General features: G+C 38.5%; 21 protein-coding genes. 14 read left to right on the top strand and 7 right to left on the bottom strand.

The genetic code is table 11. The features are described from left to right. Positions 1-6: 6 nt before the first annotated feature. The 9 genes from MKJ01_RS03990 (at position 7) to MKJ01_RS03950 (ending at position 10,089) form a co-directional block, all read left to right on the top strand. Positions 7-249: a hypothetical protein gene (locus MKJ01_RS03990; protein ID WP_241611794.1), complete on the top strand. Its 243-nt coding sequence runs from the start codon at positions 7-9 to the stop codon at positions 247-249. Positions 250-258: 9 nt separating this feature from the next. Then, positions 259-1,353, top strand: a complete 1,095-nt coding sequence (gene murG / locus MKJ01_RS03985; protein ID WP_241611795.1) for an undecaprenyldiphospho-muramoylpentapeptide beta-N-acetylglucosaminyltransferase — start codon at positions 259-261, stop codon at positions 1,351-1,353. A 52-nt stretch (positions 1,354-1,405) separates the two neighbouring features. After that, the gene (gene murC, locus MKJ01_RS03980) at positions 1,406-2,764 is read left to right on the top strand and encodes a UDP-N-acetylmuramate--L-alanine ligase (protein ID WP_241611796.1); all 1,359 of its coding nucleotides are present in this window, start codon (positions 1,406-1,408) and stop codon (positions 2,762-2,764) included. Positions 2,765-2,849: 85 nt separating this feature from the next. Then, positions 2,850-3,806: a cell division protein FtsQ/DivIB gene (locus MKJ01_RS03975; protein ID WP_241611797.1), complete on the top strand. Its 957-nt coding sequence runs from the start codon at positions 2,850-2,852 to the stop codon at positions 3,804-3,806. 76 nt (positions 3,807-3,882) lie between these two features. Then, entirely contained in the window at positions 3,883-5,280 is a 1,398-nt protein-coding gene (gene ftsA / locus MKJ01_RS03970) for a cell division protein FtsA (protein ID WP_241611798.1), read from the top strand. Positions 5,281-5,369: 89 nt separating this feature from the next. Then, positions 5,370-7,289, top strand: a complete 1,920-nt coding sequence (ftsZ, locus tag MKJ01_RS03965) for a cell division protein FtsZ (RefSeq protein WP_241611799.1) — start codon at positions 5,370-5,372, stop codon at positions 7,287-7,289. 94 nt (positions 7,290-7,383) lie between these two features. Beyond that, entirely contained in the window at positions 7,384-7,830 is a 447-nt protein-coding gene (locus MKJ01_RS03960; protein WP_241611800.1) for a GatB/YqeY domain-containing protein, read from the top strand. 226 nt (positions 7,831-8,056) lie between these two features. After that, positions 8,057-8,467 (top strand): BrxA/BrxB family bacilliredoxin, encoded by a 411-nt coding sequence (locus tag MKJ01_RS03955; protein ID WP_241611801.1) that lies wholly within the window; start codon positions 8,057-8,059, stop codon positions 8,465-8,467. Positions 8,468-8,574: 107 nt separating this feature from the next. Next, positions 8,575-10,089: a GH3 auxin-responsive promoter family protein gene (locus MKJ01_RS03950; RefSeq protein ID WP_241611802.1), complete on the top strand. Its 1,515-nt coding sequence runs from the start codon at positions 8,575-8,577 to the stop codon at positions 10,087-10,089. A 29-nt stretch (positions 10,090-10,118) separates the two neighbouring features. On the opposite strand, the gene MKJ01_RS03945 is transcribed toward MKJ01_RS03950, so the two are convergent. From MKJ01_RS03945 to MKJ01_RS03915, 7 genes are all read right to left on the bottom strand, one after another. Next, a complete protein-coding gene (locus MKJ01_RS03945; RefSeq protein ID WP_241611804.1) occupies positions 10,119-10,526 on the bottom strand; it encodes a hypothetical protein in 408 nt (135 codons plus the stop codon). A 47-nt stretch (positions 10,527-10,573) separates the two neighbouring features. Further along, on the bottom strand, positions 10,574-10,921 hold the full coding sequence (locus tag MKJ01_RS03940; RefSeq protein WP_241611806.1) for a hypothetical protein: 348 nt from the start codon (positions 10,919-10,921) through the stop codon (positions 10,574-10,576). 222 nt (positions 10,922-11,143) lie between these two features. Continuing rightward, a complete protein-coding gene (locus MKJ01_RS03935; RefSeq protein ID WP_241611809.1) occupies positions 11,144-12,136 on the bottom strand; it encodes an endonuclease/exonuclease/phosphatase family protein in 993 nt (330 codons plus the stop codon). 5 nt (positions 12,137-12,141) lie between these two features. Further along, complete coding sequence (locus tag MKJ01_RS03930; RefSeq protein WP_241611811.1) at positions 12,142-12,873, bottom strand: rhomboid family intramembrane serine protease; 732 nt, start codon at positions 12,871-12,873, stop codon at positions 12,142-12,144. Positions 12,874-12,877: 4 nt separating this feature from the next. Then, the gene (gene mutL, locus MKJ01_RS03925) at positions 12,878-14,659 is read right to left on the bottom strand and encodes a DNA mismatch repair endonuclease MutL (RefSeq protein ID WP_241611813.1); all 1,782 of its coding nucleotides are present in this window, start codon (positions 14,657-14,659) and stop codon (positions 12,878-12,880) included. Between the two features lie 303 nt (positions 14,660-14,962). After that, a complete protein-coding gene (locus MKJ01_RS03920; RefSeq protein WP_241611815.1) occupies positions 14,963-15,814 on the bottom strand; it encodes a YoaK family protein in 852 nt (283 codons plus the stop codon). Positions 15,815-15,839: 25 nt separating this feature from the next. Further along, on the bottom strand, positions 15,840-16,334 hold the full coding sequence (locus tag MKJ01_RS03915) for a hypothetical protein (RefSeq protein WP_241611818.1): 495 nt from the start codon (positions 16,332-16,334) through the stop codon (positions 15,840-15,842). A gap of 235 nt (positions 16,335-16,569) precedes the next feature. On the opposite strand from MKJ01_RS03915, the gene MKJ01_RS03910 reads away from it, so the two are divergent. The 5 genes from MKJ01_RS03910 (at position 16,570) to MKJ01_RS03890 (ending at position 23,051) form a co-directional block, all read left to right on the top strand. Continuing rightward, the gene (locus tag MKJ01_RS03910) at positions 16,570-17,502 is read left to right on the top strand and encodes a GLPGLI family protein (RefSeq protein WP_241611820.1); all 933 of its coding nucleotides are present in this window, start codon (positions 16,570-16,572) and stop codon (positions 17,500-17,502) included. Between the two features lie 136 nt (positions 17,503-17,638). Beyond that, entirely contained in the window at positions 17,639-17,893 is a 255-nt protein-coding gene (locus MKJ01_RS03905) for a FeoA family protein (protein ID WP_302850471.1), read from the top strand. Next, the gene (gene feoB, locus MKJ01_RS03900; protein ID WP_241611823.1) at positions 17,893-19,926 is read left to right on the top strand and encodes a ferrous iron transport protein B; all 2,034 of its coding nucleotides are present in this window, start codon (positions 17,893-17,895) and stop codon (positions 19,924-19,926) included. The genes MKJ01_RS03905 and feoB overlap by 1 nt, the downstream gene beginning before the upstream one ends. Before the next feature lie 236 nt (positions 19,927-20,162). Beyond that, entirely contained in the window at positions 20,163-21,545 is a 1,383-nt protein-coding gene (glmM, locus tag MKJ01_RS03895; protein WP_241611824.1) for a phosphoglucosamine mutase, read from the top strand. Between the two features lie 123 nt (positions 21,546-21,668). After that, the gene (locus MKJ01_RS03890; protein ID WP_241611825.1) at positions 21,669-23,051 is read left to right on the top strand and encodes a tetratricopeptide repeat protein; all 1,383 of its coding nucleotides are present in this window, start codon (positions 21,669-21,671) and stop codon (positions 23,049-23,051) included. The last annotated feature ends 2 nt before the right edge of the window (positions 23,052-23,053 follow it).

Genomic DNA, 23,053 nt, shown 5'->3' with positions numbered 1-23,053 from the left:
AACAAAATGGAAATAAGAAAAATTACTTTTACCGATAGCAAAAACTCAGAGAATCCAGTGATTATTGACACGAGCGAAAATATCACCAATTTTCTTGAAACTTTTAGATTGGAAATCAGTGAAGTTATAGAGCTCAACGATGCTATGTATACCGTGAAAGAGATCTCGGAAAAACATATCGACGGGAAAAATGAAATTTCGGTCGATGTAGAATTTATTGATTTGATTGAAAATCAACCTACCGCTTAAATTGATATCATGAACAAAAAACTAAAAGTAGTACTGAGCGGTGGCGGAACAGGAGGACATATCTTCCCTGCTATTGCTATTGCTGACGAGATCAGGAAAAGATTTCCGGATACCGAATTTTTGTTCATCGGAGCCAACGGGAAAATGGAAATGGAAAAAGTTCCCCAGGCCGGTTATCCTATTGAAGGGATAGATATTGCAGGAATCAACAGAGGAAAAATGCTTTCCAATCTAAGCCTTCCTTTTAAAATTCTGAAAAGCTTATCCAGATCAAAAAGAATTATTAAAAATTTTGCTCCCGATTTCGCTGTAGGCACCGGCGGTTTTGCAAGCGGTCCGGCATTATATGAAGCCAGCAGATTGGGAATTCCTATTTTTATTCAGGAACAGAATGCGCATGCAGGAGTCACTAATAAAATTTTAAGTAAAAAAGCGAAAGCGGTCTTCACGGCTTATCCTGAAGTGGAAGGCTTCCCGGCTGATAAAATAAAATTCCTGGGCAATCCGATCCGGTCAACGATCATTTCAGGAATGCAGGATACTGTTCAGGCAAGAGAAAAAATGGGGCTGGACAAAGAAAAGCTGACTATTCTTTCCGTTGGAGGATCTTTAGGTTCCAGAACCTTAAATAACGGCTGGAAAGATAATCTTGAGAACCTTAGAGAAAAAGGGTACCAATTGATCTGGCAAACCGGAAAGCTTGATTATAATGAACTATCTTCCGAACTGCAGCTTCCGGGCTCTGTCCGGTTAAAAGAATTCATTAAAGACATGGAAACAGCCTATTCTGCAGCAGACGTTATTGTTTCAAGAGCAGGTGCGATTGCCATTTCAGAGCTGGCAGTAGCACAAAAACCTGTTTTGCTGGTTCCTTTTCCTTTTGCAGCAGAAGATCATCAAACCAAAAATGCCATGAATCTGGTTGAAAAAAATGCAGCCAGAATGGTGAAAGACTCTGAAATGAAGGAAAAATTCTGGAATACCCTTTCAGAGATCTGCGAAAATGAAAATATAAGAAAAGAAATGTCACACAATCTAAACTATTTTGCAAAGCCCAATGCAGCAAAGGAGATTGTAGATGAGATTTTTAAAGTAATACAATAAAAGGTTTGAATTAATTTTTAATTATTTAATCTTTAAATTTTTTAAATAAATAATGAAATTTTTAGAAACATATCAGAATTTTTATTTTGTTGGTATCGGAGGCATCGGTATGAGCGCTTTGGCACGTTATTTCCATGCTTCGGGCAAAAAAGTATCAGGTTATGATAAAACTAATACCAAGCTTACGCAGATTTTAATGGACGAAGGAATTGATATTGTTTTTGAAGATATCATTGATGAAAAAGTCACTTCCCTTCAAAAAGAAAATACACTGGTAATTTATACTCCTGCAATTAAAAAACTTGGACTTCTTGATTACTTCACTGAAAACCAGTTTAAAGTATTAAAACGCGCAAAAGTTTTAGGTCTGATTACAGAAAATACAGACTGTATTGCCATTGCAGGAACCCACGGAAAAACAACTACTTCTACCCTAGTGGCTCACCTGTGTAAAGAAGCTGATCTACCCTTTTCGTGCTTTCTTGGAGGTATTTCTGAAAATTTCAAATCAAATTTCTTATACAACGGTGCAAAATATGCTGTAGTAGAGGCAGACGAGTATGACAGAAGCTTCCTGAATCTTTCGCCGGACTGGGCTGTGATTACTTCCACAGATGCAGACCACCTTGATATTTATGGTGATAGAAATACCATTGAAGAAGGTTTCAGGCAGTTTGCGGCATTAGTCCCTGATGATCAGAAGCTTTTTGTAAGAAAAGGAATTGAGATCGGAAGGCCTCATCTTACGTATGCGGTGAATGAAAAAGCTGATTATTATTCTGATCATCTCAGAATGGAGAATGACCATATCTATTTTGATTTCCACACGCCTACAGAAACCGTACCCAATTTCATCTGGGAAATTCCCGGGATCCATAATGTGGAAAATGCTACGGTGGCATTGGCAATTCTTCACCGTTTGGGAGTAGATTTTGAAATATTAAAAAAAGCAATCGCCAGCTTTAAAGGAATTAAAAGGAGATATACAAAGCACAGTTATAAAAACGGTAAAATATATATCGACGATTACGCTCATCACCCAACGGAAATCAATGCCGTGATGAGTTCGATCAGAACTTTTTATCCTGAAAAGAAATTATTGGTAATTTTCCAGCCACACCTGTTCAGCAGAACAAAAGATTTTGCAGATGGGTTTGCAGAAAGTTTAAGCCAGGCTGATGAACTGATGCTGCTGGATATTTATCCTGCAAGAGAACTGCAGGAAAACTATCACGGGATTACATCGGACTGGTTGTCGGAAAAAGTAACATTAGATGAAAAGGAAGTATCCTCATTGCAGGATGCTTTCGGAAAAATAAAAGAAAAAGAATTTGATATTATCCTTACAATAGGGGCAGGCAACATCGATACCTTGTACGATCCTATTTGCGAATGGATGAATTCATTATAAAAATTTAATAATGTATCAGCCTATTAATGCACGTGTACCATAAGATCAGAAATACATTTGCCTAAATACTTGAATACAAAAAAATATGAAAAATAAATACAGAATAATAAAAATTGCCGTCACAGTAATCCTTCTCGGATTCCTGCTGAGCTTCTCGCTGAAAAAATTCAGCGGCCAGAAAATCACGGACGACAAAATTTCTGTAAAGCTGAATGAAAAAGCTCCGGTCTATTTCATTGATGAAAAGGACATCCGTGAAATTGTAAAAAAAGAAAATCCTTCGGGAAAAGTCGGTGCTTTAGATATTCCTGCACTGGAAAAGAAAATCAATGCACTTCCTGCAGTGGATAGTGCTAATGTTTATTTAAACTTAAACGGTAAACTAAATCTGGATATTGTACAGAGAGTTCCTGTTTTCAGGTTGAATACAGATGGCAGGGATTTTTACGTAGATGAAAAAGGCACCGAATTCCCTATTTCAAAAACATATTCCCATCCTTGTATGCTGGTGACGGGAAGTGTGAAAAAAGATGAATATGAAAAATTAGCAGAGCTGGTAGAGAAAATCGATAAAGATGATTTCAGCAAAAAATACTTTATCGGGATTTCAAAAGACAATGGTGATTATAATCTATTGACCAGCGAAGGGAATTATAAAGTGGAGATAGGAGATTTAGACAATATTGAATTTAAAGTAAAAGGATTTAAAACCTTTGTAGAAAAATATCTGGTGTTTCAGGATCCTGAAAAATACAGCATGGTATCCGTGAAATATCAGAATCAGATTGTGACCACTTTAAATCCTTATTTTAAAGAGAACGACAGTATTTTAAAAGCAGGAAATAAAGAACTGGCAAAAGCCCCGGCAATCATTCCTGTCAAAAAAAACGAAGATAAGCCGAAAGCTACCGAAGTGAAAAAACAGATTAAAAAATCTGATCCCATTCCAAAAAAAACCAAAACCATAACTAAGCCAAAAAAAACAGAGAAAAAATTAGCGGTTGAAAAACCGAAAACAAAAGCAAAAGTTAAGATTGAATAAATCCCCAGGGATAATTGAAGAATACAGGATCAACCTGGAAGTCTGGAAAAAGAATAAAAAATCAAATCGGTATAAAATGGAAAATCAAGAGTATTCAGTAGGTCTGGATATCGGGACAACAAAGATTGTTGCGATCGTCGGACGGAGGAACGCGCACGGGAAAATAGAAGTTCTCGGTGTCGGGAAGGCTAAGAGTCTTGGTGTTCACAAAGGTATTGTGAATAATATTTCACAGACCATTAATTCAATCAAAGCAGCTGTATCTGAAGCACAGGCCAGCGCAGGAGTTCCCATCCGTAAAGTAACGGTAGGAATCGCAGGAAAGCATATCCGTTCCCTGCAGCACTCCGATTATATTATGCGTGAACATCCGGACAAATTTATCACAGACGAAGATATTGAAGCATTAAAAGACCAGGTAAAAAAACTGGTGATGCTTCCCGGAGAAGAAATCATCCATGTCCTTCCCCAGGAATATAAAGTGGATTCCGAAGGTGAAATTCAGGAACCTATCGGAATGCACGGAAAACGTTTAGAAGCCAATTTCCATGTTGTGGTGGGACAGATGGGAAGCATCCGCAATATTGCAAGATGTGTCCGCGAAGCCGGGCTGGAAATGGAAGCCCTTACCCTTGAACCTCTGGCATCTTCTGAAGCGGTGCTTACCAAAGAAGAAAAAGAAGCAGGTGTAGCCATTGTAGACATCGGCGGAGGAACAACGGATATTGCAATTTTTAAAGACAATATCATTCGTCACACCTGTGTTATTCCTTACGGTGGCGGAATTATTACAGAAGATATTAAAGAAGGCTGTTCCATTATTGAAAAACACGCTGAGCAGCTCAAAGTAAAATTCGGTTCTGCAGTACCTGAGCTTGAAAAAGACAGTACCTACGTAACCATTCCGGGACTTCACGGGAGACCTGATAAAGAAATTTCCCTGAAAACTCTGGCGCAGATTATCAACGCAAGAGTAGAAGAAATTCTTGAAATGGTAAATACCGAACTTAAAGCCTACGGAGCCTTCGAACAAAAGAAAAAGCTGATTGCAGGCATTGTCCTGACGGGTGGCGGATCTAACCTGAAACACCTCAGACAGCTTGCCAATTATACTACAGGTTTCGACAGCAGAATAGGTTTTGCAAATGAGTATATTGCGAACGATAAAAATCAGTATCTTAAAGGCCCCGAATATGCAACTTCCATCGGACTATTGATGGAAAGTTTGAAGATCAGGGACAAGAAGCAGAATGCCGAGCTTCAGGAAGTTACTGAGGAAGAGCAGACTCAGACCTTATCCGATGCTGAAACGGTAATAGCCGCAGGTGAAACGGTACAGCAGCCGATCCAGCAGTCAGAACCGGTGCCTCAGCACGACAGTGTGAACGAACAGCGGGAAAAAAGAGCGGCAAAACTGACTTTCGGACAGTCGCTGATGGAAAAGGTAAAAAAATTCTTTGAAGAGGTAGAGTAAATTATAAATGATGAATGGTAAGCGGCGTATGATCTTCATTACTGAACATCATCAGTCAATTATCATTATAATTATAAAAAAGTATAGTTATGGAAAATTTAGGGACACAGGGGTTTTCATTTGATTTGCCAAAAGGAAATTCATCAATCATAAAAGTAATCGGTGTTGGAGGCGGTGGAAATAACGCGCTGAAACACATGTACGAAAAAGGAATTCACGGGGTAGACTTCGTGATTTGCAATACAGACGCTCAAACGCTGGATAACAACCCTGTATCAAACAAGGTACAGCTGGGAACAACCATTACGGAGGGTCTTGGAGCCGGTGCTGATCCTGAAGTAGGTGAAAAATCTGCAATAGAAAGCATTGAGGAGATCAAAGCAGCGATGGGACAAAATACCAAAATGGTTTTCATCACAGCCGGAATGGGCGGTGGTACGGGAACCGGTGCTGCTCCTGTTATTGCTAAAGTCGCAAAAGACATGGGAATTCTTACCGTAGGAATTGTAACCGTTCCTTTCAGCTTTGAAGGCAAAAGAAGGCTTGAACAGGCTGAAAACGGGCTTGATAAACTAAGGAATAATGTTGATTCATTAATTGTGATCAACAATGACAAGCTAAGACAGCAATTCGGAAATCTCGGTTTCAAGCAGGGATTCTCAAAAGCCGATGAGGTATTAACCAATGCGGCCAAAGGAATGGCGGAAGTAATTACCGGTTATTTCGATGTAAACATTGACTTTAGAGATGCTAAATCCGTGCTCCAGAATTCAGGTACGGCACTCATGTCAACAGGGGTGGCTTCAGGTGAAAATAAAGCGGAAGAAGCCGTAAGAAAAGCCCTTGACTCTCCATTGCTAAATGACAATAAGATTATCGGTGCCAAAAATGTACTGTTGTTGATCAGAAGCGGTGCTGAAGAAGTAACAATGGATGAAATCGGTGTGATCATGGACCACATCCAGAAAGAAGCCGGGAATACGGCAGATATTATCTTTGGAGTAGGTGCTGATGAAGAGCTTGGAGATTCCGTAAGCGTACTGGTTATTGCCACAGGTTTTTCAAATGATAATAAAAAATTTTCCGGACCTACTGAGAAAATCAAGATCAGCTTAAATGACACCTTTGATACTCAGAAGGAATCCCCTTTCAAAACAAGAGACCAGAGAGAAAACAACTCCGGACGCACCCAGGATTTCGGGGGCAAAAACCTTTTCAGATTAGACGATGAAGAAAATGACATGCCGTTGTTCAGTTCTTCAGCTTCTGAAAAAATGATTATTGAAGAAGAGCCTAAAAAGACCGAAAATAATTTTTTCGATCACGAAGAAAATAATTCAGACCGTTTTACCCAAAACTGGAAAGAAGAGGACAGTCAGGAAGAATCTTACAGCCTTTTCACCTCTTCGGATGAAGAAAGCGATGATCCTAATGACCTGGAAACGCAATCTTTCAGATTTGATTTTGAAGATAAAAAAGAAGAGCCTCAGGCCAATAATTCATTCAGCAATTCCTATTCACGGGAAAAACCTGTTGAATTCAGCTTTTTCGTAAATGAGCCTGTAAAAAACGAGCCGAAGACTGATTCGGGACAGCCAAAAGCTGAGTTTGTCTCCCATCAGGTAAACCAACTTACGGAAGAACCTTTTCAGACCGTAGAACATTTCTTTCAGCATTTAAAAGAAGAACCGGTAGAAAATATACAGGCTACAGAAAGCAAAAAAGAGGAAGAAGCCCCGCAAACCGCTGAAACAGGATTTACTTTTGTGAATAAAACGGTAGATCAGGAAAGAGTCGTTGAGAGACGAAACAAATTAAAAGAGTTCAACTCAAGATACCAGAGTTTTGACAGCTCCAGTGAGTTTGAATCTGTTCCTGCTTTTAAAAGAAAGAATATTTCCATTGACGGAAATAATGCCTCTGACCAGAATATCAATACGTACCTGTCTGACAGTAACGGATCAATACAAATCAGGGAAAACAGATTCTTAAATAAAGACGTAGACTAAAATAATATAACAATGTATCAATCGCATAATGTAACAGTTTTGTGCATTTAAATTATGGGTACATTGATATACTTTACATTGCTAAATTGGAAAAATGAGTTTAGAAAATACCATAAATGAAGCTATAAAAACAGCCATGAGGGCGAAAGACAGAGTAGCCCTGGACTCCCTCCGTGCTGTAAAGTCACAGATCCTATTGCTGAAAACGGAAGCAAGGGACGCGGAAGTAACTGCAGAGCAGGAAATTGCCATTCTTCAGCGGATGGTAAAACAGCGTAAGGATTCTTACGATCAGTTTACGGCTCAGGACAGGAATGATCTTGCAGAAGTGGAAGATGCCCAGATGAAAATTATTGAACGGTTTTTACCGAAACAGCTCTCTTCAGAAGAACTGGAAGCGGAAATAAAAAACATTATCCGTGAAGCCGGCGCCGAATCAATGAAGGATTTAGGCAAGGTGATGGGGATTGCTTCAAAATCTTTAGCTGGAAAATCCGATGGGAAAAGTATTTCCGAAATGGCAAAAAAGCTCCTTTCCTAACATTTCATTCCGACATTTAAATGCTTGAAAGACCCCTTCCATAACAAGGATATTTAACCTTACCATATCGATTTGATTGAGCAGCCCGAAACTGAAAGTTTCGGGCTGCTCTTATTTTAAATTGATGATATATGCTGTATTTTATTTACCAAAAATACCGATAGTTTTTATATATTGATGAAGAGTAAAGAATTTCGTAAATTTGCAACTGATTAAAAACAAAAATATGTATCCAACAGATTTAGTAATGCCGATGAAGGCTGAACTTACAGATAAAGGTTTTGAAGACCTTACCAACCCTGCCCAGGTAGAAGAAGCAATCAAGCAGTCGGGAACTACCCTCTTGGTTATCAATTCCGTATGCGGATGTGCTGCAGGAGCTGCAAGACCGGGAGTTGTCTATTCTTTGACCGGAGATAAAAAGCCGGATCATTTAACCACTGTTTTTGCAGGTTTCGATACGGAAGCGGTAGCAGAAGCAAGAAAACATCTGGCCCCTTTCCCTCCAAGCTCTCCTTGTGTAGCGCTTTTCAAAGACGGAGAACTGGTTCATATGCTTGAAAGACATCATATCGAAGGAAACCCTGCAGGAGCTATTGCGGCTAACCTTCAGGCAGCTTATGATGAATACTGCTAAGAAATAACACTTCAGAATATTGAACCGTTACAAAAATGTAACGGTTTTTTTTATTTTATTGTGTGAAAACATTCTATGAAAATCCAAATAGTATTATATTTGTTGAAATGGCAACAAAAGCACTTTTCAATACTGTGGTGAACTGGTTTATCCGCCAAAGGATAGATCAGATCCAGAATTTTATGGATCATCCCATTGAGACACAGAAGGGCATATTATTTTCCCAACTGTTTCATGCTGAAGATACGGAATACGGAAAGAAATACGGCTTTAATTCTATTTCGAGCTACCAAGACTTTAAAAATAAAGTTCCGGTAGTCACTTATGAAGAAATGGAGCCTTACATTGAGAAGGCAAGACAGGGACAAAAAGATGTCAGCTGGCCTGGCTATATAAAACATTTTGCCAAATCTTCCGGAACTACCAACGCAAAAAGTAAATTTATCCCGATTTCTGCTGAAAGTCTTGAGTACTGCCATATGAAAGCCGGGAAAGACATGGTTTCAATCTATGCCAATAACCATCCGGAAAACCAGCTCTTTAATTATAAGAACCTGAGATTAGGCGGCAGCTCAGAGCTCTATGCTGATTTTAACACTAAATTCGGCGATTTATCCGCTATCCTGATAGATAACCTCCCTTTTTGGGTAGAAGTGACTACAACGCCCAGTAAAAAAGTTTCTTTAATGGGGGAATGGGAAAGCAAGCTTAAAGCCATTACCTTTGAAGTAAAGAACGAGGATGTAGGAAGTATTTTGGGTGTTCCGAGCTGGATGATGGTTCTTCTGCAAAGGGTAATACAGGAAACAGATATTAAAAATATCTCTCAGCTGTGGCCGAACCTTGAAGTATTCTTTCATGGCGGCATCAGCTTTAAACCTTATAGAGAGCAGTACAAACAGATCATCGGTAAACCTATCAATTACTACGAAATCTACAATGCTTCTGAAGGATTTTTCGGAATTCAGGATCGGTCTGACAGCGATGAAATGCTCCTGATGCTTGATTACGGCATTTTTTATGAGTTTATCCCGATGGATCAGTTTCATTTACCTAATCCGAAAGTGGTAAGCCTTGAAGATGTGGAAGCAGGAAAAAATTATGCTATGGTGATCACCACCAACGGCGGATTATGGAGATACCTGATCGGAGATACGGTGGTATTTACGTCAGTAAATCCTTTCAGAATAAGAATTACCGGAAGAACAAAGCATTATATTAATGCTTTTGGTGAAGAATTAATGATTACCAATGTAGAATCTGCCCTCGCCAGAGCCTGCGAAGAAACCCAGGCATCGGTTTCTGACTTTACAGGAGCACCGGTTTTTATGAAAGACAATGAAGGCGGAGCCCATGAGTGGATTTTTGAATTCTGTAAACAACCGGATAACCTGGAGCTTTTTATTGATGAATTTGATAATCATCTGAAATCCATCAATTCGGATTATGAAGCGAAACGGTATAATAATATCACTTTAAAAAGACCCATTGTCCACATTGCAAAAGAAAAACTATTTTACCGGTGGCTGGAATCCAAAGGTAAGCTCGGCGGACAGAATAAGGTTCCCAGATTAAGCAACGACCGGGAATATATAGATCCATTGCTGGAATTGAATAAATAGAAAACCGCAGCTTATTCTGCGGTCTCTCGTTATTTGCTCAAATCTTCTTTCAGTTTTTTTGCGCCTTCCTCCACTTTGGAAGCGCCTTTTGCAGTTGCATCTTTTACATCTCTTCCTACTTCCTGAGCCCCTTGTTTAATGTCCTGTCCGGCTTTATGCAAATCTGCTTTGGTCTTATTTGCAGTCGCATCAATCTGATTCTTTGCGTTCTCCGCAGCATGGTCTATTTTTCTGTCTGCTTCATCTATCTTTGCCTGTGCGTTTTCTTTGGCATCGTTGATTTTTGCCGTGTCAACGCCCAATGCATTTTCAGAAACCGTAGTAGTGGTCGTAACAGAACCGTCCGGATTTTCTACTTTTTCTGTCTTTGTACTCGATTTTGTGCATGATACAACTACTGTAGCCATGATCAATGCTGATAAAATGTTTTTTTTCATACGTATTTATAATTCTAAAATGATATTTAACTTATAATTTATTTAAGCTACTTATTTTCAGGCTCTACAGGTAATTTGTTGCTTTTTTCACCCTCTGCTTTTTGCTTTTTTTCTGCTGCTTTCTTTTTATCCTCTTTTTCCAGTTCATCCTTTAGTTTGTTTTCATCCTCCTGAATTTTCAGGGCCTTTTTTACAGAATCCTGGTACTGTTGGGAAGACATTCTGATCTGTCGGGCGACATCTACTGAAACAGCACCATTTGAAAAAGAATCAACTGCCACAGTATCGTAGCCGGATTTCGGGCTGTCTGCCGAATAAAGGTCCACAGGCTCTTTTTTAGAACAGGAAATTACTGAAACCGAGAAAATAAAGGCTGCAAAAAATAAATTTTTCATAGAACTAATTTAGCAGAATTTCTGCAATTACAGGGGAAAGTTTTGATAATTGAACGGATGCCGGCATTGTTATGGCAGAGCCTTGGGATTTCTATATGTACCAACGAGTAAATAGCGACTATCATAAACCAATTGTGTCTGGCAGAATTTCATAAGAGGCATTATATACCACAATTTCAGCAAAAAGCTGACCAAATTAAAAACTTGAATAGCTCCTTTAGTTTAATGTTCAAGTTTAAATGTCGCAATTACCGGAAAATGGTCTGAAATCCTGACAGAACGGTCAACTTTATAACTTATGGGCTGTATCGATTTTGATGAAAAAACATAGTCAATCCTTATTGGGAATTTATAGTCATGGAAGCTCGTAGCACTTCCTTTTCCTGTTTCCATAAAGGCATCTTTAAGATCTTCTGATAAATGATAATATTCATAAGAATTCGGCACAGAATTGAAATCACCGGCCATAATTACAGGATACGGCGAATTCTCCACAGCTTTTCTGATCGCTGCCACTTCTTCCTGATGAAGTTTAAAAGTAGGAATTAATTTTCCGATGATATTTTTTATTTTCTTTTCATCCTGATCACTATTTCCATTAAGCTTTACCATGCTTTTTTTAAACTTGAAGGGATGAAGATACACATTGATAAAACGGTATATTCTTCCGCGGATTTTAATATCCGTTTGTGTGCCATAGGATGCTATGGATTCTGTATCCGGATCTATCAGCTTTTCATCTATGATTTCATGCTTTGTGAATAATGTCGTCAGGGATTTTACACCTCCCTTGGTATATCCTTTAAAATTTATCTGATATCCAGATTCTTCCTGCAGAAACATAACATCGGCATGTTGGGAATTCAGATAGTCCTCAAGGTCTTTTTTTCCTGAAATCTGTCCGTCTTTTGTATTAAAAGAAACTATTTTCAAATCGGCAACATCCTTTTTTTCAGGAGTGTAATTGATCCAGCGTATCGTAGCATTAAAAAACATCAGGCCCAGCAAAAGAAATACAACGGCTCTTTTTTTCCAGCAGAAAACCCAGAAGACTGTTAATACTATATATCCTGTCATTAAAACAGGAAATCCCAGAGAAATTAAATTAAACCAAGGGAAAACCTTTGGCGGAACGTACGTATTGAGCAACATTCCTACAAGAAGAAAAAAGATTCCTATATGGATGATAAGAAAAATGAGACGAACAATTTTCATGGGAATTAATTGAATCTGTATAAATGTTTTTTCCAGATTTTTGCGAGGATAAAGCCTACCAAAGCACCGCCTACATGCGCTAAATGGGCAATCCCTCCTGCATTACCTGTAACACCCAGCCAGACTGAACCCAATACAATAACCGGTAAGACATATTTTACTTTTACTGGTATCGGAATAAACATTATTCCGATCTTTGCATCCGGATAAAGAGTCGCAAAGGCAGCTACAACACCAAAAATTGCTCCCGAAGCTCCAACCATGGGTGTTCCCATGATACCGTTCAGATTTTCTATCAAATCTTTTTGCCTGAGTATTGACTCTTGAGTTCCTGTAAAATTAACACTTGCTCCAGACAGATAGGCATTTATATTAAATCCTAATTCCTGTAATTCTGTGGAAAATTTTTGTACTTCAATAAAATTCCACAAATTAAATAAGAAGAATGCTCCCAGACCGCTCAGGAAATACAGGACCAGATATTTTTTATTTCCCAAACTTTGTTCTAAAACAGGACCGAAGCTAAACAACGTAAACATATTAAATAAAATATGCATGATACTCCCATGCATAAACATATGGGTAATCACCTGCCAGGATTTAAAAAAGGGAGAAAAAGGATAAAAAGCAGCCAGATATTCCGTAAACTTACCCTGAAATATCAGATTGGTGATAATAAATATGATGACATTTATTATGATAATATTTCTGGTAATCGGTGGGATATTATTAAACATATTTTTAAAATTTATTCTTAAAATCATTAAAGGGCACCTCGAAGAAACACCTTTTTCCGTTCGGTAAAAATTCCGGAAAGCCTAATGCCGTAAAGTCTTTGATTAACTGTTCCGCATCTTTTTTATAAATGAAATCAAATCTGGATTTTGACTGCATTTTATTCCATTGGTTCTGGTAAAACTGCAGAAACTCCTCTTCGGTTTTATACTCCATGATTTCAAAAAGATCTTCAAGGAATTTCATCACCTGGGTTTCTTTCAAACCTTCCGGAACGGCATCAATCCTCAGGACATTTTCATGGGCGATGCTCGTTTCAAAACCTAATTCTGGAAGATATTTTTTAATGGATTTGTATTTATTTTTTTCAATCTCATTCATATGGTATTCCAGAGAGAACAGCAGTGAATGACTGTTGGTTGTTCCTCGTTTTACGGGCTTTGCATGTTCGGAAACCACCAGCCTGTGCATTCTCCCCAGATCCAGCATCAGTGTCCTGTCGCCTTTGTTAAACAGCCAGTATCCATTGGGAAGCCTCATGATATCTTCATCAAAATCTTCATCCTCAAACAGATTGATCTTTGATGGCTCTGCAGCGATATTCTGGTGATACATCTCTGCAAGATTCTGAATTTCGGCCTGTTTTACGCCCCGTTCTTCAAGAAACGGATTGTAGTCTCTATCTACTATGATTTCAGGCATTTTTACAAAGCCGCCGCCATTGCCTTTGCTTGGAAAAGTTTTCTGGAGAATTTCCTCCAGCTGCGGATCTTTTTCAAAATCAAGGCTTGGTGCTACATTGTAAATTCCCAGAGATCTTTTGATGGTTGAGCGCAGCAAAGCGAAGATCAGATGTTCGTCCTCAAACTTTACTTCGGTTTTCTGCGGATGGATATTGACATCAATTTTCTCAGGATCAAGTTCCAGGAAAAGAAAAAATGTAGGAATATATCCCGGCAGCAGCAATCCTTCAAAAGCATCCTGTACCGCTTTATTGAAATAGGAACTTTTAAAATACCTGCCGTTGACAAAAAGAAACTGTTCGCCCCGGGTTTTTTTGGCGCCTTCTGGTTTTGCAACGAATCCGTGAAGCTTACACCAGAGAATGTCTTCTTTTATGGGGATCAGCTGCGGCTGAAGTTTTCTGCCGAAAATATCGACAATACGCTGCATCTGGCTGCCTTTTCTTAATCTGAATACGGCTTCATCATCATGGAACATAGAAAACTCCAGATTTTCGTGAGCCAGTGCCACACGCTGAAATTCATCGATCACATGCCTGAATTCGACATTGTTATTTTTAAGGAATTTTCTTCTGGCAGGAACGTTATAGAAAAGGTTCTTAATTAAAAAATTAGATCCGTCCGCTGTCTGAACCGGATCCTGAAACTGGAAAACGCCGCCTTCTATATAGATATTGGTTCCAATGGCAGCATCCTTCTGCTTTGTCCTTAACTCAACCTGGGAAACCGCAGCAATAGATGCCAGGGCCTCACCCCGAAAACCTTTCGTAGAAATCTTGAAGATATCTTCTGTTCCTCTTATCTTAGAAGTCGCATGTCTTTCAAATGCCATTCTAGCATCGGTTTCAGACATGCCGATACCGTCGTCTACTACCTGGATCAGATTTTTTCCGGCGTCTCTTATGATCAGCTCAATTTTGCTTGCACCTGCATCAATTGCATTTTCCAATAGTTCTTTTACAATGGATGCCGGCCTCTGCACCACTTCTCCTGCTGCGATCTGGTTAGCTACATGATCCGGTAAAAGCTGAATAATATCTGACATAAAACGTAAATCAACTTACAAAAATAGGCATTCAGAATAAGAATTAAAATAATATACCCTTTAATTAAAATTTAATTATCAACATATCAACAACCTAACCGTAAAAAACACTTCATACAAGGCAGATCCGGCAACCCATAGTTTATTAAAAACACAATCCCCTGATTGCATTACACAATTAGAGGATTGATTCACAGCTAGTTTACACAAATTAATACTGATATTTATTTTCCAATCGTATCATTATAAAGCTGATGCGCTATAACATCATTTATTTATCATGACACTTGAACAATAACCTCGTTATTCATCGAAAATAAGGGTTCTTTTTTTCTCACGCTTTTCTTTAATTTCCATTTTTATCCCAGGAGTACCGTGTATTCTTTCATACAGATAAGCTACCACATTAGGCTTTTTATAGATTTTATTGTACCTGTATCGTGTGTTGAAATGTCTGATATGAATCTTATAAGCATCATATCCGATCACCACCAGTAAACATAAACTGATAATATAAAACACCCTGAATTCAAGATAGAAATATGTAAGTCCTGAAAATACGGCTCCTACCACATAAGCCAACATAATACTCATTAACAGTTTGGCTCTCGCTACCAGCTCATGGTTCTTTCTGAATTTTTTCTGGGTAAACATAGAGAACAGGATCCCCAGGTCGGTTGTTGTACCCGTAAGGTGGGTGGTCTTTACCGAGAAATTGGAGATACTTGCTGTTAAGCCATTCTGCAGGCCTGTTGCAAATAGCATCAACGCAACCAGATATTCTGTTTCTTCTAATGTTTTCCGGTAATAAAATTGTCCGTAAATCCCGACAAACAGCAGACATGCGATTTCCAGGAACAGAGGCATGGCATGGGCAAAATACTTACTTTTCTTATTGAAGTTAATCACAATAAAATTAGACACAAACCCTCCGAAAAAAAACAGGAAAATCCACAATCCTACCACTGCCACCTGGGACCAGTTTCCTTTGCTGATCTCTGCTGCAAAAATGGCGTAATGACCTGTCACGTTTGACGTGAACGAGAGAAATATTAATAAAGAGGCTATATTTATAGTACCTGCCGTAAAGGCAGTCAGCGTCCCCAGTTTAATGTTGTCTCCCAACGTCCTGCTGTTACTATAATTCCTTAACATTTTTTAATTTTTATAGGGTTTAAAGTTAAGCTTCCGCGAAAATCTCTGCCAGCCTTCCTTTTTCCGGAAGACTTTTCTGAACTTCTAAAGAAACTTCATATGATTCAAGTTCTTTACATTTCTGAATGTACGGAACCAGATTAAATTTCCCATCACCTACACTTTTAATAGAAGAAGAATAATAAGCCTCAGTAATGCCTTCTATTTTCACATAATTATTAAAAGTACGCTGAAAGCTGCCTGTAAAAACATCACAGATAATTTTATTGATCAGGTGGGGATATTTATTCTTAACAATTTCATAGGCGTCACAAAATTCCTTCGGCCTCAGCTTATTGAAAACCGAACTTTTTGTATTAAACAGAAGGTCCCGGATAGAATCCCCGGCATCATACCCTGAAACCAAAAGGACATTATATTGATTCTCATCTTCCGAAGCATTTTTTTCCTTCAATACTTTCTTTAAAATATTTAAAGACTCAAGAGAATAATCTGTGGCTATTAAAATCGTTCTGGTCATATTATTAAGATTTAGGTTATACATTATCTTTTTCGATGATACAAAACTAGAATGGCCAGATTAAAACCTTTTTGGAACAGAATTAAAATGTGATTAAAGAGATTAAAATGAGATTAGAATATATAAAAAGGGGGCTAATCTGATAAAATCCGTAAGCGCCAATCAGTAAAAATCAAAAAAATTATGTAACAAAAGCTTAAAACCGTTAACTAATTATTCAAACATCAGAAATACAATGAAAAACCTATTTTCAATATTTTTTATCGCGCTCTTCGCTTTTGCAGGAGCACAGAGCAATGATTCCAAAGAAACAGCCAACCGCTTTTTCTATGAACTGACTTTTAAACCCAAAAAAGATTCCGCTAAAGTTGAAAAAGTAATGGCAGCACTGGATATTGTTAAAGACCGTTCTGTATACCGCGATTACACCGCTGTAGGACAGGATTCAATTATCAAAGTACAGGTTGAGGCTATGCAAAAGTCAGGTGTTTTTAAAGATCTTTCAAAGTCTTTTAAAATGCCCAAATTTTCGGAAAAGATTGTCAAATATTATCCGGATATGAAGCTACAGTATATTGAAAGAATTGCAAGCGGGTTTACCCCGATGAATATTGGATATAATGAAACCATTAAATTCGACTGGAAAATTTCAAATGAAAAAGCCAAGATAGGAACTTACAATGCGCAGAAAGCAACCACTGAATTCGGGGGAAAGAAATGGACCGCATGGTTCAGTACAGATTTGCCATTCCAGGACGGCCCTTATAAATTCTCAGGACTTCCGGGACTGATCGTAAAAATTGAAGATGAAGGCAAAAATTACTCGTGGGTTCTTCAGGGAAACAGAAAAGTACCGAACTGGGAGGAGCTGACCTATGCTGAAAAAGTTTCAAATGTAGGCTTAAAGGTAACGGAGATGCCAAGAGAAAAATTTGAGAAGACCTTTACTGATTTTAAAAAAGATCCCTTTGCAACGATAAGACCGATGATGACTCAGGAAATGATGTCAAAATCAATCCCGGGAATGGATGGCACGATTGGTGACATGATCAAGAAGCAGGAAAAAACCTACAAAGATTTCTTCAATTCCAATGATAACCCGATTGAGCCGCCTTACCAAAAGCTAAAAGTAGGACAAGTGGAAAAAGTAGGAAAGGAAAAAGACTAAATCAGACACATTCATATTTAACTATATTTCAGATCAACCCAAATGAATTACTTCATTTGGGTTGATTTTTTTCATGGAATGTTGTTATTTAGATTAAATTTAAATAGCGTATATTTGCATACACAAAATTTTGGCTTTGAAAGAGAATGGTTTACATAAGTTGAGCGGGTTTCCCAGAAACAGGATGGGAAAAATTCTGGGATATGATAATGACAGCCTTACCATGCCGAATAAGATTATTGAAATGGGGCTTCTTCCGGAAACATCATTCAGGATTTTATATCAGGCACCTTTCAGCGGACCGATGTATGTGGAGTTCGGGGATGAAAAAAGCCGCATTGCGCTCCGTGAAGAGGAGGGTGATTTTATTATTGTTGAAGAATTGGTTTAATGCAGGAAATTCAGAGAAAACAAGTCCTTTTGGTCGGGAATCCTAATGTAGGAAAGTCAACGGTTTTTAATGCGCTTTGTAATAAAAAGCAGAAAACCGGAAACTATGCCGGGGTTACCGTAGCAAGTCATTCAGGATATTATACCTACGGAAATGAAGAGATAGAGGTTGTTGATTTACCAGGCTCATACAGCATATATCCAAGCTCGGAAGATGAAGCGATCTTTTCTAAATTTGTCATGGATCATCAGAAAGAGTATGCAGGGGTTATCTATATTCTTGAAGCATTAAGCTTAAAACGAGGCCTTTTGTTATTTCAGCAGATCCAGGACCTGGGTATTCCGATGATTCTGGTGGTCAATCAGATTGACCAGGCGGAAAAAAGAGGCATTACCATTGATATTCAGAAATTTTCTGACGCTTTAGGCATAAAGATTATCCGTACCAACGCCAAAGAACAGATTGGCATTAACGATATTAAAGAAGCTGTTCTCCATAATACTTTTGTAAAATCCGGAAAACATAACTTCGAAACTCCGGGTGAACATAAAGATTTCATTCAGAAAATAGCTGTCCATAAAGGCATTGACAATGAATACAAGGCATGGCTAAGCCTCACCTTAGCCACAGATGCAGGAAAATTCAATTCTATTGTTGAGCAGATTAATGAGCCAGATGCGAAAAGCCTGGTTCCAAAAAGACTGCAGGTTCAGGAAACCGTACGAAGATACCAGAAGGTGGATGCCATTTTAGCTGATGTTATTGCCAAGAAACCTCAGTTCAAAGAACTGCTAACGGAGAAATTAGACAAAGTTCTGGTCCATAAGTTCTGGGGATATGTCGTTTTTATGGCGATTTTATTAGTCATTTTCCAGAGTGTTTTCTTTTTGGCGGAATATCCGATGAACTGGATTGACAGCCTTTTTGCCTGGCTGTCAGCGTTTACTTCTGAACATCTTCCTGAAGGACCGATCAATTCTTTGATTTCTAAAGGAATTGTTCCGGGTATCGGTGGAATTGTCATCTTTGCCCCGCAAATAGGGATTTTGCTGTACTTCTTATATCTTTTGGAAGATTCAGGGTATATGGCACGAGTGGTGTTCCTGATGGACAGGATTCTCCGGCCATTCGGGCTGAACGGCAAAAGCATTGTCCCGTTGGTTTCCGGAACGGCGTGTGCCATTCCTGCTGTTATTTCCACGAGAAACATTGAAAACCTGAAAGAACGGCTGCTTACTATTCTGGTGACGCCTTTCATGACATGCTCTGCGAGGCTCCCCGTTTATAGCATCATCATCGGGTTGATTATTTCAGACAAAACCGTTTTAGGGATTAAATACAAGGCCTTGGTTCTGATGGGAATGTATTTGTTAGGTTTTGTAGTTGCCTTGCTGTCTGCAGCAATTCTTAATAAGTTCATTAAAAATAAAGAGAAAACATATCTTGTTATGGACTTGCCCACCTACAAAAAGCCACTTTTTGCATATGATTTAAAAATGGTGCTAAGTAAGGTATGGGATTTCATTACAGGGGCAGGAAAAATTATTTTCATTGTAAGTATTATCATTTGGTTCCTCAGTTATTTCGGTCCGAAACAATCTCCCGATCAGTTTGTGGCTACAAATGTTGAGCTTGACCATTCTTATCTGGCAAAGATGGGTAAAGGCATAGAGCCGGTGATTGCACCTCTCGGTTATGACTGGAAAATGGGTGTTGGAATTCTCACCAGTTTTGTAGCAAGAGAAGTTTTTGTAGGCACCATGTCTACCTTATACAGCCTGGAAGATGATGCTCCGGAAGTAAAAGTGATTGATAAAATGAGACGGGATGTTAAGCCGGATGGCGAAAAAGTTTTCAGCTTTGCGACAGGCGTTTCCGTACTTCTGTTTTACGCATTTGCAATGCAGTGTATTTCAACACTTGCAGTAGTCTACAGAGAAACCAAAAGCTGGAAATGGACGGCTTTTCAGGTAGTCATGATGACTGGTTTGGCTTATTTTGTGTCGATGCTTGCTTATCAAATTTTAAAATAATGGACTCTTCATTGATTTTACAATACATCCTAATTTTTCTCATTGTTGCATTTGCCTGTTATGCTTTGTTTAAGATGCTCAGGAAAAATTTTGCACCGAAGAAATTCAGTTCTAAAAGAACAAACTGCGATAAAGACTGCGGTTGTTCATAACTTTCTGACGGGGTGTAATAAATAATATCTAATTTTGCTTTGTCTTAATCAATCAAACCAACATTAACCTATAAAACACTCATAATGTCATTAATAAAAAGTATTTCAGGAATCCGTGGAACCATCGGCGGAAAAGTGAATGATAATTTAACGCCACTGGATGTTGTAAAATTTGCTTCCGCATTCGGAACCTGGCTTCAGAACAATAAAAATAAAAAAGACCTTACTCTCGTTATAGGAAGAGATGCCAGAATTTCAGGACAGATGGTTTCTTCCCTGGTAACGGCAACCTTACAGGGTCTCGGAATCAATGTAATTGACTTAGGTCTTTCTACCACTCCGACCGTTGAGATTATGGTACCGGAATTAAAGGCAGACGGCGGGATAATCCTTACCGCCTCTCATAACCCCAAACAATGGAATGCCCTTAAATTATTAAATGATAAAGGAGAATTCATCACCGGAGAAAACGGCGCAGAAGTTCTTGCCCTGGCAGAAAGTGAAGATTTTAACTATGCAGAAGTAGATGACCTTGGACAATATGAAACAAGAGATGACGCTTTTGACATCCATATTCAGCAGGTTCTGGATTTGCCGATGGTTGATGCCGAAGCGGTTAAGGCCAAGAATTTCAAAATCGTTTTGGATGCCGTGAACTCTACAGGAGGTATTGCCATTCCGATGCTTCTGGAAAAATTGGGATGTGAAACCATAAAATTATATTGTGAGCCGAACGGACAGTTTCCACACAATCCTGAGCCCCTGAAAGAGCATTTGGGTGATATCTGTGAACTGGTTAAGAAAGAAAACGCGGATTTAGGAATTGTGGTGGATCCGGATGTTGACCGATTGGCTTTAATTGATGAAAAAGGCGAAATGTTTGGCGAAGAATATACATTGGTCGCTGTTGCAGATTATTTACTGAAGAATAAATCCGGCGCCGCTGTTTCCAATCTGTCGTCAAGCCGTGCGCTGAGAGACGTTGCGCAAACTCACGGTTCGGAATATTTTGCAAGTGCTGTAGGAGAAGTGAACGTGGTTACTTTAATGAAAGAAAAACATGCAGTGATTGGCGGAGAAGGAAACGGAGGTATTATCTATCCTGATCTGCATTACGGAAGAGACTCTCTGGTAGGGATTGCATTATTCTTAACGCACCTGGCGAAGGAAAACAAAACGGTTTCTGAATTGAGATCAGGCTATCCCGGTTATTTCATGGGTAAAAAGAAAATTGAACTGACTCCGGAAATTGATGTGGACGCTCTTTTAACCAAAATGGAAAAAGAGTATCAAAATGAAGAGGTATCTACGGTTGACGGTGTAAAAATAGATTTTGAAAACAATTGGGTTCATCTTAGAAAGTCTAATACGGAACCCATTATCAGAATTTATACCGAAGCCAAATCTCAGGAAGAAGCCGATAGGTTAGGTGATGAAATGATAGCTAAAATCAATAGTTTGATTTAATAAATATTAACATCCGTTTCATCATTTTAATCGTATTTATTATTAAATTTAGTACTAAGATTTTCAGAACCGAGTATTTGTACATCTCATATCTCAAGTCTTAAATCTTAAAACTGTTTTATATTGGAAGAATATTTTGGAAATGAACTTGTAAAAAAGTTCGAGGAAATGATGGAAAACAATGATGAATTCTACTTTGATACAGAAGAGTTGGAAGACATTATTGTTTACTATCTGGAGCTTGGCGACTTTAATTATGCCGATACGGCAGTGAATTACGGTTTAAAGCTTCACCCCAATTCTTTAGATATCAAGATCAAAAAACTTGAAGTTCTCCTGGAATGGGAAGATTATAATACGGCGAAGGAACTCATCAACGAGCTGAAAGGCTCTTCTATGGAAAACACAGACTTTCTGGTCTGCTACGCAAAGTATTATTCGAACCTGGGAAATCCAAGAAAATCCATTGACATCTGTAAAATAGCATTGGAACTGAAAGAAGAAGAAAACTTTCTGAACAATTTTATTGCTGATGAATATGTAAATCTCGGAGATCCTTTTAACGCTCTTAAACACTACAGAAAAGCGCTTGCAGAAGATCCTACGGATGATTATGCCCTGGAAAACTGTATGGTCTGCTTCTCAGATCTGAATAAGAACGATGAGGCTATTGCCTTTCTTAATGAATATCTGGACGAATATGCCTATTCTGAAATTGCCTGGTTTGAATACGGACAGTTCTATTTCAACAGGAAAAATTACGAAGAAGCCATCAAAGGATATGATTATTTACTGGCCATCAACTCAAGCTCCGTAGGGGTTTACGCAAATAAAGCGGCTTGCTATGAAGCATTGGGCCAGTACAAAAATGCTATTGAGGTGTATGAAGAAATGCTTGAGCTTGAATATACCAAAGCCTTTACCTTTTATAAAATAGGGCTATGTTATAAAGCGTTAAAGCAGCCTATTATTGCTTTAAACGCATTTCAGAAATCCTTGAGAGAAGATCCTCAGTTTTATCTGTCTATGATGGAGCAGTCTTATCTGTATGAAGAAATGGGCGGAATGACGGAAGCCTTGCATTTTGCAAAAGAAGCAACCCATCTGAATGAAAGTAATCTTGATTATCAGAAAAGACTGGCATTTCTATTCATTGATTCCGGGAAGTTTGAGGAAAGTCTTTATTGCCTGAAAAAGCTGGTAGAAGCTGAGCCTACAAGGTTTTACAACTGGTATGCTTATTCTGAAGTACTGATGCTTCTGGGAGAATATGAAGAAGCTGTCACTCTATTAAATAAAGCAGTAAAAGTGCATCACAGGGCGGAGTTGTTTTATCAGCTCAGCAACTGTTACCTTAACCTTAAAGACCAGGAAAAAGGTAAAGAAGCTTTATTAAAAGCGTTGGATCTGGATCCTTCACTGGTTTCTGATATGCAGAAAAAATATCCTTTCATCAAAGATGAGGTGAAAAAAGTCAGAGCGAGGGTAAAAAAGAAAAATCCTTAGAA

The organism is Chryseobacterium sp. SSA4.19 (genome assembly GCF_022601875.1).
Lineage (GTDB): Bacteria > Bacteroidota > Bacteroidia > Flavobacteriales > Weeksellaceae > Chryseobacterium.
The sequence above is the reverse complement of the archived record's forward strand: the minus strand, read 5'-3'. Positions and strand labels throughout refer to the sequence as shown.